This is a genomic window from Arthrobacter sp. CJ23, from assembly GCF_024741795.1.
Lineage (GTDB): Bacteria > Actinomycetota > Actinomycetes > Actinomycetales > Micrococcaceae > Arthrobacter.
In genome coordinates this window covers 1,958,993-1,972,174 of sequence record NZ_CP102950.1, presented here as the reverse complement: position 1 = coordinate 1,972,174, position 13,182 = coordinate 1,958,993, and the positions used below count along the sequence as shown (strand labels likewise).

The window sequence follows — 13,182 nt, the reverse complement described above, 5'->3', positions numbered from 1 at the left end:
GTAACGGCTGTCTCCCCGCTCCCCCGATGTGTGGTCTGCCCTGACGCAGGCGAAATAGAGCTATGTTTGCACCTCCGTCTTTTCAGCAGGTTTGTTCAAGCCACGGTTCCTCAGTGCCCGCATCAAGGACTGGAAGTGCAATGGAGAATGGGAGAGCTCGTTTGGTTGTTAGCTTCCGTTTACTGCGTGGCTGGCCCATTCCCGACCGGCTTGCTCTTCTGTCGGCAAACCGGCGGCAGCGAGAATCCGGTCGAGCAAGCGTTGGGTATGGACAGCTTCCCGGCCTGAGGTAAGCGGCTGCGCCCTGTCAGCAACCCGGTCAAGGAAATGATGAACGGCGGCCGAAAATCCCAGAGTGTCTGTCGCAGTAGCCCAGCCATAGGCTTCGGCGCTAAGTTCCCGCGATGTGGTGACACCCTTGACAGTGGTCGAAACCGTCTCCGGTGCCCTGACTTCGACGGTCTTTCCGTCGCCGTAGGCGTCCAATTTTTCGTTCCATGCACCTGCCGTACGGGCTGCCATCAGGACGCCCGTGTTCCCGGTACTGAAGCGGATAGTTGCTGCGACGCCGTCTTCTTCCCAAGGGTCGTCACCGGCGGCGTGCGCGGCGACGTCCACCGGCTCGCCGCCGCAGTACCAGCGGAGGAGATCGACCATGTGAATGGCGTTCTCGAATGTCGCACGGTATTCCGATCCAGGGCGGTTTTTCTGGGCGACGCAGAAGGTGGCGCCTTTGGCGCCAAAGACTTCCCGGCCGGCGGTATAGACGGGCGCATAGCGGCGGTTGAAGTCCACCATCAGGATGCGGCCCCGCTCGTCGGCGAGGTCTGCCAGACGTTCTGCTTCATCGGTTGCCGGGGCCAATGGCTTTTCGCAGAACACGTCGACGTCACGGCTCAGGCACAACTGGACGGCGTGGGCGTGCTCGGACCGCGGCGTGAGGACGAAGACTGCGTCCAGCTCCTGCGAATCCAGCATGTCCTCTACTGTTTTGTAAGCGGCGTTGAAGCCCCAGCGCCGGACCAGATTGCCTGGATCCTCACGCCGGGACACCAGAGCGGCCAACTCAACGTCATCGCGTTGTACGAGGGTGGGTAATTGGGCAATGGTGGCGATGTTGCCCGCGCCGACAACTCCGACACGGAGACGGGTGGTGTTCATCAGGCGTTCCTCACTTTAGCCAGATCAGAGAGCATTGAGCGCAGGACGGCGGCGGATTCGCGGAATCCGTCCTCGGGCGCAGGGAGGTCTTGCGGGTGCCAACGGTACTCGAGCTCGATGCTCAGCACGTCGTCGTAGCCATGCTGCAGCAACCCGGCGAGAATTTGAGACCATGGAACGACGCCGCTTCCGACGACGCGGGACCGGACGGCTCGCTCGGAAGCGTTGACCCGGGCTGTTTCAGTGGCGCGGAAGGCCGCGTTGGGATCAGTGAAGACGAGGTCCTTCACGTGAACGTGACCGATCAGGTCACCTTGAACAGCGAGGGCCTGTTCGAACGTCTCGTCGTGGGTGAATGTCAGGTTCGCCTGGTCATAGAGAACGCGGACGGCCGGATGAGCAATTTCCCGGACAAGGGCAGCGGTGTCCGCCGCGGTCTGGGTCATGGTGCCGAAATGGTTTTCCACGCAAAGGCGAACCCCGGCCTGGTCTGCTTCAGGCGCGAGGGTCTCCAATGCTTCACGCAGTTTTACCCAACGCGCCGCGTGGTCGTTGTCCCCGGGGTGCCACGAACCAGCATAGACACGAACCCGGTCAGCGCCGAGCAGGTGTGCGGTTTCTATGGCGCCACGGAATTCATCGACTGCTGTGCGCCATTCCGCGTCGTCCAGTGAGTTGATGGCGGTTGTGTAAGGCGTCAGGCCCACGATGGGTATCCCTGCGCTTTCGGCCGCTTCCAGTGCCTCCATCGCGGCACGCCGATCACCTAATGGCAATCCTGATTTGTAGTCATTCTGGTAGATGACTTCGGCGGCATCGAGCCCTGCGGCTCGGAATAGATCAAGTGCTTGGGGAACCGTGTGGTCCGGGGTGCCTAGTGTGTGACCGGCAAGCCGCATTGTTTATGTCCTTTCTGAAATGTTTGGAGGTGCTGCCCAGTCCGTGGGACCGACGAGCCGGGGCGGGGCTGCGACGCGGGATCGATCCACGATTTCCATCAGCAATCCCCAAGGGGTGATGAAGTATGTCCAGCGATTGCCGGCTACTCGGGGGCTGTCGCCAGCGACTTCTTTGCGCTCGCCGAGCACGCGTACTCCAGGTGTTGCCTGCAGCACTTCGATCGCTTCGTCGACGTCGTCCACGACGAAGCACAAGTGGTGGCCGCCGGCGTCGCAGTGCCGCGGCGGGGTATCACGGCGCTCAGCGCTGCTCCATTCGAAAAGCTCGATGTTGAGGTTTGGTGGCAGGCGCAACATTGCGAGCGTGAGCTTGGCATCTGCCGGGACTTCGAAATTTGTGGGCATGAATTCTTCGTCGGGCCCGCGTTCGGAGCGGTAGAGCTCCTCAGCTCCGAGGACTTCGACGAAGAAGCGGATGCCTTCCTCAAGGTTTGGCACTGTCAGGCCGACATGGTCTGTGTGCTGGAGCCCTGGCAGGCGCCGGAGCGTTGACTCCTGTCCCCTGGTCATTTGCGTGGTCCAGAGGTGGAGCCGCGGACCAGAAGCTGAGGTTCGAGGACGATGTGGTCCACGGAGCCGTCAATGTTCTGCTTCTCAGCCAGTTCGATGGCGATGTGTCCCATGTCGGCAATCGGCTGGCGAACCGTGGTCAGAGGAGGGTTGAACCGGGCGCCGAGAGCGAGACCGTCGAAGCCGATGACCGACACGTCCTCCGGTACCCTTACGCCACGTTGGCCGAGTGCCGAGATGACAGCAAAGGCCACCATGTCATTGGCCGCGATAATTGCCGTTGGAGGATTGTCCATCTCGAGGTAATGTTCTGCCCCGCGCGTGCCCGCATCCAGATCCGACCCGCTGTCCAGCACGACAGGTGCGCTGCCGCTCTCGGCGGACAGCTCCAAATAGGCGTCCATCCGGTCCTGGGCGGTGTGCGTTCCGGCGATGCCGGATACGTAGCCGATCGAGGTGTGCCCCAGAGAGTGCAGGTGCTCCAGGGCGATCATGATTCCGCGGCGGCTGTCGACGGTGACCGTTGGGACGGCATCGTCCCCTTCAACCCGGTCGATCACCACAACCTTGTGGCCGAAGTCGAAGCGTTTCATGGCCTCGGTATCGACCTTTGTGGACGGCGCGACGATGCCGAAGGGGGCATACATGGCCTGCATGGCGGTGAAGTATCCGTCGGTTTTGGCCGGGTCCCCGTTGGTGACGCAGAGCAGTAGCTGGTATCCGCGCTCGTCAGCGGCCTGTGTCATCGTCTTGGCAAGTTCTGCAAAGAAGGGGTTAGTAATGTCCGGCACGATCAGCGGGATGAACGTGCTGGTCTTTGTCCGAAGGGCCTGGGCGAGTGGACTCATCGTGTAGCCAAGCTCCTCGGCGACTCGGAGGATGTGCTCGCGTGTTTCACTCTTTACCGCCTCAGGGCGTGAGAACGCCCGGGAGACCGTTGACCGATGGACACCGGCAGCTTTTGCAACGACGTCGATACTCAGATCAGGCATGTTCTCTTCCTCCGTGCTGGTCGTCATAGGCCTGCCAAATGGGGCGCATGACATTTTCGAGCTGGGCCAGCGTCGGCAGGCCCCGGAATCCATCATCCAGCGTCCGGGCGACGCTGCGCACGAACGGATCGTAAAGAGGGTCGCTATCCACATTGATCTTGTCGACCTCCGTGGTGCCATCCAATGCCGTGAACGTAGCTGTACCGTCCGAATCAACTGAGGCGAATCCTGCCTCACCGACCGAGGTGAAGCTGCAGTAGCGCTTAAGCGGCGAGCCAGGGAATGCATAGCCAACTTCCACTATGGCTTCGCGTCCCTCCGGCGTCGTGATGATGAGGGTGGCATGATCCTCGACAGCCTGGCTGTGAAGAAACGATGAGAGCCGGGAGTCCACATGTGCTGCAGTCTCGCCGCTGCCCCTGAGGAACAGCTCAACAAAATGTGGACCCAGGTTCGCCAGACACCCCCCGCCCGCCTTGACCGGGTCGAGCATCCAGGGATTGGCATTATCGAGATACCGGGATGGTGGACCAGCAATAAATGAGGTTCGCTGGTAAGCGGGCCGTCCTGCCTTGGCAAGCCACTGATCTGTGGGTCCGCCGCGCTGGACCAGGGGGACAGTGACAGGCACGCCAGCAGCCTCGGCGGCCTGACGTACGGCAGAAAGCTCGTCAAGGGAAGTGCCCAATGGCTTTTCCACGACGAACGGAATACTGCGCTCGATCAAGGCGAAACACTTTTCAGCCATACCCTCATGGGGACCAAAGACATATGCAAGTCCGACATCAGGGAGATCAACCAGCTTCTGCCAGTCGGCTTCAACCGGCGCCCCCCAGCCTTCGGCCAGGTCCTGCACCTGCACGCGGGATACATCCTCGTCACTGACTCCGATCACCTCGTGCACTTCGGCAATGGCCGGCGCGCAGAGCGGAACATGCCAATGGGAAGCACCAAGAATGATTGTGCGTACGTAAGTCAACCGCAATACCTCCTTGCATGAGATCGGTTGCTGAGATCGGTTGCAATAACACTATGGATGGTGGGAGAGTTTGTCAACGGAACTAAACACCAACAAGGGGTCGGGTCGCTCAAGAAGTAAGAGATACCCGGCCAGAGAGAGGCCAACATGCACAAGAAACTCCGCACCCTGCAAACCATCCACGAGTCAGGGGCCGTCCTCATCGTGCGGCTGGAGAACGCGGAGGTTGCCGAGCGCGTTGCGGAAGCTGCTATCGAAGGAGGTTTCCGGGCACTCGAGATCACGCTTTCAATTCCAGGCGCTGTCGACGTGATCCGTCGGCTCGCGGCCAAACACGGCTCCACCGGAGTGGCAATCGGTGCCGGAACAGTGCTGGACGAGCACTCAGCGTATGAATGCATTCGGGCCGGCGCTCAGTTCCTCGTCAGTCCTCAGCTGAACCCCGCGATGATCCGTACCGCAAACCGGTACCAGGTGCCGACAATCAGCGGCGCCTATACACCAACCGAGCTCCTTGAGTCCGCCGAAGCAGGCGCCGACATCATCAAGCTCTTCCCGACAGAGGCCGGCGGAGTCTCCTACGCGAAGTCCGTGCTGGCTCCGCTGGCGCATCTGCCGATCATGCCGGCTGGCGGCGTAACCGTAGAGAACGTGGGCGAATGGTTCGCGGCAGGCGTGGCCGGCGTCGGCGTGGGCAGCTACGTGACGAAAGCATGGCAACCCGATGGCGACTTCTCCCGCGTCACCGAGGCCGCCAAGGAGTTCCTGTCAGCTGTAGCAGAGGCCCGCCAATGACCGCCCCCAAAGTCTTCATTGTCATCGGTCCTGCCGGCTCAGGGAAAACAACGATTGCCCAGCAAACAGCACAAGAGCACGGGGCTGCGTACCTGGACAAGGACCGGGTCAGTGGCCGCTTCGTCGAATTCGCGCTGACCGCTACCGGGCATGATCCCAGCGACCGCGAGTCCAACGACTACTATCGCCGAAATTTGCTGCCCCTCGAGTACCAGACTCTGATGGACGTGGCGGGGATAAACCTGCGTCTCGGCCGGTCAGTTGTCCTTGACGCTCCCTTTGGAGCCTATTTCGGAGACCCAGACTATCTGAGACGCATGGCAGAGAAATTCCAATGGCCGTCGCCGGCGATCACCGTAATACGGGTCCGGGTACCTCAAGACCTTCTACGTACGCGGCTCACCCGCCGCGGACTGGAGCGAGACCAGTGGAAACTTGCCCACTGGGATGACTACTGGTCGGTATACGGCAGCCTGGAGTGCGCCTGGTCAGGAGTGCATTTCCAAGACTTCAACAATGAGGCGCCCCTTCCGGTCGATTGACGTGAACCCCGTCAGGCGATTAGGCACTGAGTCGGAGGCCTGTCTTCGATATCCGCGCCGCGAGCCCACGAGACGTTGACAAGGATCACTTTTCATCCGTATCGTTGCTTGCAACCGATCTCAGCAACCGATCTCATTTATGAAATATGGGGAGCCTGGATCAGCTTCTGCCCCGCTGCAAGCTGCTCTGGCTGTTGGTCTTGGCGGTCGATTGTCCGTCGAGCCGAGTTACAGCCGGACGATTTCCCGCACACCCCATCAGGTGTCCGGGAAATCGTCCAATACCCCTCCGCAACAAACGTGAAAATATGGAGAGTTCAATGAAGACCTCGCAAGACGCCCTCCGCAGCCCGGACCCTTCCGATCATCCCAAAGCGCCCGGCCGCAGCCGCCACAACATCGTTGCAGGCACGATCGGCCACTTCGTGGAGTGGTACGACTGGTACATTTATGGGCTCCTGGCAGCGGTGTTCTCATCACAAATATTTCCAAGTGATTCCCCGTTCGCCTCCTTGATCGCGGCACTGCTCGCCTACGCCGTCGGGTTTGTTGTACGCCCGCTCAGCGGCATCATCATCTCTCCACTGGCCGACCGTTTCGGCCGAAGGCTCATCCTGACGCTGTCCGTCTCCGGCATGGCGCTCGGCTCGCTCATCATCGGCCTCACGCCATCGTTTGCGACCATCGGCTACGCTGCGCCCGTTCTCTTTCTGGTCGCACGCATCATCCAGGGCATCTCGGCCGGTAGCGAGGGACAGAGCGCCATCGCGTTCATGGTTGAGCACGCTCCAGCGAACCGGAGGGGCCTGTTCGGTTCCTTCACCAACATGGCGAGCGGCCTTGCGACCCTCGTTGCGACTGGCGCCGCGGCACTGGTGACATCATCCTATTCACCCGCCGACCTCGCCGCCTGGGGCTGGCGCATCCCATTCGTCGTGGGTGGCATCCTCGGCATCGTCGGCCTTATCTTGAGGGCCCGGGCAGAGGAGACCCCTGAGTTTGAGGCAGAGTCCCTCGTGGATCACAAGTCCGCCGCGGCCCGCCTGATGGAACTCCTTCGCGAACACCCGAAGGCGCTGCTGCAGGCAGCAGCGCTCTCTGCCCCGGCCGTGGCCTACTACACCTGGGCCACCTTCCTTCCCACCTACGCCAAGCTCACCACCGGCCGGGACCTGTCCTCCACCCTGGCCGGGAGCGTTATCGGACTGGCCTTGCTCGTAATCATCGTTCCGACCTGCGCCGCGCTCTCTGATCGACTCGGCCGACGCAAAATCTTCCCCATCATCGGCGCCATCGGCATGATCGTTCTCTTCTACCCCATGCTCCTGCTGCTGAACCAGCCGGGCTTCTGGGTATACGTCCTGGTATCGGCGTCCGGGTGGGTTGTTCTCGGTATCTGGCAGTCGGTCTATCCAACCATCCAGGCCGAACTGTTCCCAGCTTCGGTACGGGTATCGGGCATCGGCTTCGCACACCAAATCGTGATTGCCGTCTTCGGTGGCACCGCGCCGCTGATCGCCGCTGCGTTCGTCGGCGCCGGACAGCCAATGCTCGTCGCGGTCTACATGATCGCCATTGTCGCCCTCAGCCTCATCGTCTACTGCACCCTCCCGGAGACCGGCAGCCGCGCCTCCCGAGCCACCGTAGCTCCCGCCGACCCCGAGGTACTCGAAGGCGAACGCCTGCTCCTGAGCACTCCGCAGGCCGCAGACGAGGCTGTGCGTTCCCGGTAGGCACACTAATTGCCAACTAGTCCGGCGGCCCGCCTGGGCAAGAAGGGGCGTGGCTGCGCGAGGTCTCGTCGAGCCGCCTTGCCCGCGCCGACGACCCCCAGAGGGCGATTGACAATGCGTTATGAATGAACGCTTCTTCTCCATAGGCGAAGAACTGAAAGGATACCTTCAAATGAACCAAATTGTTATTAACACCTTTTCTTATTTATGGTCATCGACGGCAATTGATGCGATAGCTGAATTGGTCACCAACGGGTATAAAACATTTGAAGTTCCCATCAGTTCACCCCATTGCTGGCCGGATGAAATGTCAGATTCGGAGCGTTCAGCAAGCTATGCAAGGCTCAATGACTACGGCGCCAAAATCAGGTCGCTGAACGCGGGCGGCTATGACATCAACCTGGCCAGCCCCGGCGCCAATATGCGTCGCAAAAGCGTCGAGCACATCAAAACGGTGATTGACCTGGCCGCAGCCTGGGATGTCCCCGAGGTTGTCATCTCCCCTGGCACAAGACGCCCAATGATTTCACCTTCGCTGGAGCGGGTTTACGGGTGGATGTACGAGAGCCTGGAGAATCTCATCCCACTGGCTAAACAGGCCGGCACACGACTACTTTTCGAAAACACTCCCTATTGCTTCACTCCAACCATCCAGGACTTGGCAGGCGTCGTAAACACCATCAACGACGACGCAGTCAAGATTGTGTACGACGTCGCCAACGCTGCCTACATCGGAGAAGATCCCGTACAGAGCTTGCTCTCCCATCACGGATCAATTGGACTAGTGCATATTTCTGATACGGGCACGGAGACCTGGGGTCACGATCCGATCGGCACCGGAGTGATCGACTGGAAGGGACTGGGCAACGCCGTCAACGAAACGTGCGGAGTCAATAACGTTGTTCTTGAGATCATTCGCGAGGAGAACCCCGTGCAAGAATTCAAGAAAGCGATGCAGGACCTCAAAGATCAAGGCTGGGAACTGGCAAACTAGCCCCAAGTTTGAGATCGCGGCACGGTAGTCGAAGACCTACAGGAAAAATTGTAATAGTTCACATTGGGAATGGATCTGCACCACCCAACAACCTGGCAGGTCCTGATTCTATGAAATTTCGCAGCAGAAATTTCTTATGTGAACCGCTGATAAAGGAGTATGTGCGATGAGAGCTTTGGTAAGTGGCGGAAGCAGCGGCATAGGAGCATCTACCTGCGTGAGAATTGCAGAAGCGGCTCTGGCTCGTGGCGTACACCCGATGATTGCAGTGGCAGGACACGATTCGAACGGCAACCAGGAGCAAGTCGTTCGTTCAATCCAGTCAATGGGCGGGACCGCTATCGCTTTGGCGGGCAACATCGGTGACCCAGAAGTGCCAGGTAAATTGGTAGAAGCAGCGGTAGCGGAGTTCGGTGGGTTGGACGCACTAGTAGCAAACGCGGGGATCGCAAACCCTGGCGCCATCTGCGACGTGTCCCTTAAAGACTGGGACGAGATGTTCGCCGTGAACCTTCGCGGCGCGTGGCTTCTTGCCAAAGCAAGCCACCCGCATTTGAGGCAGAGCCGCGGATCCGCCTGCTTCACCTCTTCCATGTCTGGTCAGATACCACACGCTGGATCAGGCGCTTACAGCCCCAGCAAGGCCGCGTTGACGATGCTGGCCCAAACACTCGCGCTGGAATGGGCACCCGAAGGAATTCGAGTCAACGTGGTCTCCCCAGGCATGACCCACACGCGGATGACCGAAAAAATGTACGCCGATCCCCAGATCAAGAAGGCAAGGGAAAACATCATCCCCTTGGCAAGAATTGGAGATCCAACGGACATTGCGAACGTGATCGAGTTTCTAATAGGCCCGCTATCGGGCTACGTCACGGGGCAAGACATCTGCGTCGATGGCGGCTTCACCAAATCCATTCTTAGCCATATCCCTGGTCGACCCAGCTCCAAATCCTGACACCCGGTCTGTAGCGGCACCCCCGGACAGTGACGTAGCCGTCTCCTCGTAACAAACGGGCTCTTCGTGGTTGGTGGGGAATTGATTCCGTGTCGTAGATAAGGAAGGGGCCCGTGGCCCTGCTGGGATGAGTGTGTCTAGCATTCAACCGGGAACAGGACCACGAGCCTTGACTGAGCCTATCGTTGTGGCGTCCGACGCTGCCACCAGCATCTTCAACCTTCCCGACTACCGCGTCATCTCGGCTCTCCGTGGTTCGTGGTGAAACGGATTCCGTGTCTTGAAAGCTGAAGGGCTCGTAGCCCTGCTGTGATGGATGTTCTCTACGCATTCATCAAGAGTCAGGAGCTACGAGCCTTGATCGAGCCTACTTCCCCGCGCCCCGATGCTGCCACCGCCATTCTCAACCTGCCCGACTACCGCGTCACCGACACTGAGATCCTCACTTTCGGACAGCGGCGGGTCCGCGTCGAAGCCACCGCCGAGGCCGGCTGCCCGTCCTGTGGCGTGATCGGCACCCGCGTGCATTCACGCCGGCCACAGCGCCTGCGCGACATCCCTGTCGCCGGCCCGGTCGAACTGGTCTGGGCCAAGCGGAGATTCTTCTGCGATGAGTACTTGTGCCCCCGCAGGACTTTCGCCGAGGAAACCGCCCAGGTGCCCCGCCGCGCCCGGTCCACCCGCAGGCTCCGCGACGCCCTCGTGGCCGCCGTCATCGGTTCCGGAAGAGCCGCCGCGGAAGCGGCCTCCTCGTTCGGTGTCTCATGGTGGCTGGTCCAGCGGGCTCTGGACTCCGCGGCGCTGACGCTGCCTGATATTGATGCCCTCGCACCCCGGATGCTCGGCATCGATGAGCACCGTTACCGGTCCGTGCGGTTCTTCCGCGACCCGGCCACGAATGCCTGGAAACGCTATGAGCCCTGGATGACCACCATTGTCGATCTCGACACCGGCCAGGTGCTCGGGATCGTCGATGGCCGCGACAGCGAAGGCGTCGGAGACTGGCTGTTCGCCCGGCCGCTTCAGTGGCGTCTGGGCGTGCAGGTCGTCGCGATCGATCCGTCTGCGGCGTTCCGCAAGGCCCTGCGGATGTGGCTCCCGCGCACCGCGGTCTCTGTCGACGCGTTTCACCTGGTCAAGCTCGGCAACGACATGCTCACCGAGGTCCGGCAGCGGCTCACCCAGCAGATTCATGGCCGGCGGGGACGCTCCGTCGACCCGGTCTGGGCCAACCGGCGCCTGCTCCTGCGCGCCGGCGACAGCCTCTCGGACCGGGCTCGGGACAGGCTCAGCACCGTGTTCGCCACGGACGACGCCACCGGGAAGCTGCAGGCTGCCTGGCTGGTCAAAGAGCAGCTCCGGACGCTGCTCGCCACCGGCTCTCTTGCCGACGCGGCCGCAGCGAAAGACCGCCTGCAGGGTCTGGTTGAACGCGCTGCGCAGCCGGAAACGAACCGGCTCTGGCGCACGATCTGCCGGTGGTGGAAAGAGATTGAAGTCCTCGTAGTCACTGGCGCGACCACGGCGAAAGTAGAAGCAAACAACACAGCAATCAAGAACATCAAACGCACCGCCCGTGGCTATCGCAACCCAGACAACTACAAATCAGTTATTCTCCTGAGAAGCGCCGTCCGGACGGCGGCATGACACTCATCCCGGGGGATTCATTTCCCCACGAACCGTGACACTCCTATTGACTGATTTCAAGCGTTGATGTCTCGCTTGGGTCCTGCAGTGTTCGGACGATGAGGGGGTAGAGCTGGCGGACGAGGTAGCGCTTGAGGCAGCGAACGATTTCCATTTTCGTTTTGCCCTCGGCGGTCCTTCGAGCAGCATAGTCTCGGGTTGTTTGGTCGTAGCGCAGCCGCACGATGACGATGTGATAGAGCGCCGAATTCGCTTGGCGGTCACCGGCTCGGCTTAGTCGGTGACGGTTCGTTTTACCCGATGACGCCGGGATCGGGCTCACGCCGGTCAGTGCAGCGAATGCAGCCTCGCAACGGAGCCTTTCGGGGTTGTCTCCGGCGGTGATCAGCAGTTGGGCGGTGGTGTCTGGTCCGCAGCCGAACACGCCCATCAGGGCTGGTGCGTGGTCCTCGAGAAGCCGTTTCAGGTGCCGGGTCAGGTCTTGGATTTGCTCGGTTAGATCGAGCCAACGCCGCGCGAGAAGGCGCAAGCTGTAGGCCGTGGCCTCGGCCGCGTTGACGGGCGTTTTCGTTGGTCTCGATGTCGCCAATGCGGCAATCAGTTTGGTGTTTGGCAGGCCGCGGTATCGGGCCCGAAGTTGCTCAGGTGCTGCGATCAGCATGCCCTTGATCTGGTTGATCGTGGCGGTCCTGGCCGTCAATGCTGAGGACCTTGACGTGCGTAAAACCCGCAGAGACTCCACGAGGCCGTCACCACCTTTCGGTGCAGCCGTTGCGCGCCCCGAAAGAACAGCTTCGGCGGCCGAGTAAGCATCGAAGACGTCAGTCTTGCCCCGGAGCCTACGATCGAACCGGTTGGGCCTGTTGACTTCGAACACCTCAATACCGGCCTCGCGGACGACACGGGTGACCGAGGCCCCGTAGGAGCCGGTGCACTCGATACCGACGCTCACCAAGGCCGGCCACATTCTCAGGAACCGTAATGCCGCTTGATAACCAGCAGCGGTAGTGGGCACCTCCACATCTGCCAGCCGTTGTCCTGCAGCGTCGATAACGGCGATGTGATGCGTGTCGGTATGCGTGTCGATTCCGCCGTAGACCTTGATTTGCTTCTCGTTCACCATGGAAACTGCGCCCTTCCTCGTTGTCGGGTGCGCAGCTCGGTGGGCGTCAGTCAGTTCACTATCGGGGACTCGCCAGACTCCTATCAGGACATGACGGCCTGCCGGGCTGCACTTCGAAAATGAGCCAGGTCGGCCGACAGGTCACGGGAAGGACAATCACCAGGGGGTGATGTCAGAAGAGCCGAGAGTCAGACCCGCCTCACCAGACCATCCTGCATCCAGCAAGCCGAGGCCGCCACGTCCCATCAAGGAGCCAGACCAACCGGTCCACAACTCCATAGTGAAGAGCCCGATTATCGCCGGAAGCTGCTCGGAAATGACGAACGAGCAAATCGAAGCATTCCGCCAATTCCGCCCGTGTTTCCGGATTGATCCAGTCGCCATCGCCAAGGGAGACAACGTGCTCGCCGACGCTCTGGTCTTCGCCCGGGAGCACCTACCGGACGGCCCCGTCCTGATTCATTCCACCGCGTCCCCTCACGAAGTATCCGAAGCGCAGAGGCACCTTGGAAGAGCCCGGGCTGCGGAGTTAACGGAAGACTGCCTGGCGGCGATCGCTGAAGGCCTTGTAGGGCTGGGATGCCGGCAACTCATAGTCGCTGGCGGTGAAACCTCCGGGGCCGTGGTCCACCGTCTGGGAATCACCACGGCCCATGTTGGCAAAGAAGTCTCACCGGGAGTGCCATGGCTCAGAACGGACACTGTCCCCGAACTGGCCATCCTGCTCAAGTCCGGAAACCTCGGTGAGCCGGGACTATTCCTTGACGCAAGGGAGCACAACCGGTGACC

At 60.8% G+C, this 13,182-nt stretch carries 13 protein-coding genes; 7 read left to right on the top strand and 6 right to left on the bottom strand.

The genetic code is table 11. From position 1 onward, the window contains the following. Positions 1-168 precede the first annotated feature (168 nt). Genes NVV90_RS08705 through NVV90_RS08685 form a run of 5 tightly spaced genes read right to left on the bottom strand, consistent with a single transcriptional unit; the run spans position 169 to position 4,601 of the window. The gene (locus NVV90_RS08705) at positions 169-1,161 is read right to left on the bottom strand and encodes a Gfo/Idh/MocA family protein (RefSeq protein ID WP_258440759.1); all 993 of its coding nucleotides are present in this window, start codon (positions 1,159-1,161) and stop codon (positions 169-171) included. Further along, positions 1,161-2,060, bottom strand: a complete 900-nt coding sequence (locus NVV90_RS08700; protein WP_258440758.1) for a sugar phosphate isomerase/epimerase — start codon at positions 2,058-2,060, stop codon at positions 1,161-1,163. Before NVV90_RS08700 ends, NVV90_RS08705 begins: the two co-directional genes overlap by 1 nt. A gap of 3 nt (positions 2,061-2,063) precedes the next feature. Continuing rightward, positions 2,064-2,630, bottom strand: a complete 567-nt coding sequence (locus NVV90_RS08695; protein ID WP_258440757.1) for a VOC family protein — start codon at positions 2,628-2,630, stop codon at positions 2,064-2,066. Continuing rightward, positions 2,627-3,649 (bottom strand): LacI family DNA-binding transcriptional regulator, encoded by a 1,023-nt coding sequence (locus NVV90_RS08690; RefSeq protein ID WP_258440756.1) that lies wholly within the window; start codon positions 3,647-3,649, stop codon positions 2,627-2,629. The genes NVV90_RS08695 and NVV90_RS08690 overlap by 4 nt, the downstream gene beginning before the upstream one ends. Further along, positions 3,615-4,601 (bottom strand): Gfo/Idh/MocA family protein, encoded by a 987-nt coding sequence (locus NVV90_RS08685; RefSeq protein ID WP_258440755.1) that lies wholly within the window; start codon positions 4,599-4,601, stop codon positions 3,615-3,617. Before NVV90_RS08685 ends, NVV90_RS08690 begins: the two co-directional genes overlap by 35 nt. Before the next feature lie 147 nt (positions 4,602-4,748). Here NVV90_RS08685 and NVV90_RS08680 point away from each other — a divergent pair, with 147 nt between their 5' ends. The 6 genes from NVV90_RS08680 to NVV90_RS08655 all read left to right on the top strand — a co-directional run bounded on the left by NVV90_RS08680 (position 4,749) and on the right by NVV90_RS08655 (position 11,270). Further along, the gene (locus NVV90_RS08680) at positions 4,749-5,396 is read left to right on the top strand and encodes a bifunctional 4-hydroxy-2-oxoglutarate aldolase/2-dehydro-3-deoxy-phosphogluconate aldolase (RefSeq protein WP_141140369.1); all 648 of its coding nucleotides are present in this window, start codon (positions 4,749-4,751) and stop codon (positions 5,394-5,396) included. Further along, positions 5,393-5,938: an AAA family ATPase gene (locus NVV90_RS08675; RefSeq protein WP_141140368.1), complete on the top strand. Its 546-nt coding sequence runs from the start codon at positions 5,393-5,395 to the stop codon at positions 5,936-5,938. The genes NVV90_RS08680 and NVV90_RS08675 overlap by 4 nt, the downstream gene beginning before the upstream one ends. A 320-nt stretch (positions 5,939-6,258) precedes the next feature. Next, a complete protein-coding gene (locus NVV90_RS08670) occupies positions 6,259-7,671 on the top strand; it encodes an MFS transporter (protein ID WP_258440754.1) in 1,413 nt (470 codons plus the stop codon). Between the two features lie 121 nt (positions 7,672-7,792). Next, positions 7,793-8,665 (top strand): sugar phosphate isomerase/epimerase, encoded by an 873-nt coding sequence (locus tag NVV90_RS08665; RefSeq protein WP_258440753.1) that lies wholly within the window; start codon positions 7,793-7,795, stop codon positions 8,663-8,665. Between the two features lie 217 nt (positions 8,666-8,882). Further along, complete coding sequence (locus NVV90_RS08660) at positions 8,883-9,623, top strand: SDR family NAD(P)-dependent oxidoreductase (protein ID WP_246848487.1); 741 nt, start codon at positions 8,883-8,885, stop codon at positions 9,621-9,623. Between the two features lie 357 nt (positions 9,624-9,980). Then, positions 9,981-11,270: an ISL3 family transposase gene (locus NVV90_RS08655; protein WP_258440752.1), complete on the top strand. Its 1,290-nt coding sequence runs from the start codon at positions 9,981-9,983 to the stop codon at positions 11,268-11,270. A 43-nt stretch (positions 11,271-11,313) separates the two neighbouring features. On the opposite strand, the gene NVV90_RS08650 is transcribed toward NVV90_RS08655, so the two are convergent. Next, positions 11,314-12,393, bottom strand: a complete 1,080-nt coding sequence (locus NVV90_RS08650) for an IS110 family transposase (protein WP_258440751.1) — start codon at positions 12,391-12,393, stop codon at positions 11,314-11,316. A 169-nt stretch (positions 12,394-12,562) separates the two neighbouring features. On the opposite strand from NVV90_RS08650, the gene NVV90_RS21035 reads away from it, so the two are divergent. Further along, complete coding sequence (locus NVV90_RS21035) at positions 12,563-13,180, top strand: nucleotide-binding domain containing protein (protein ID WP_396125391.1); 618 nt, start codon at positions 12,563-12,565, stop codon at positions 13,178-13,180. Positions 13,181-13,182: the final 2 nt, after the last annotated feature.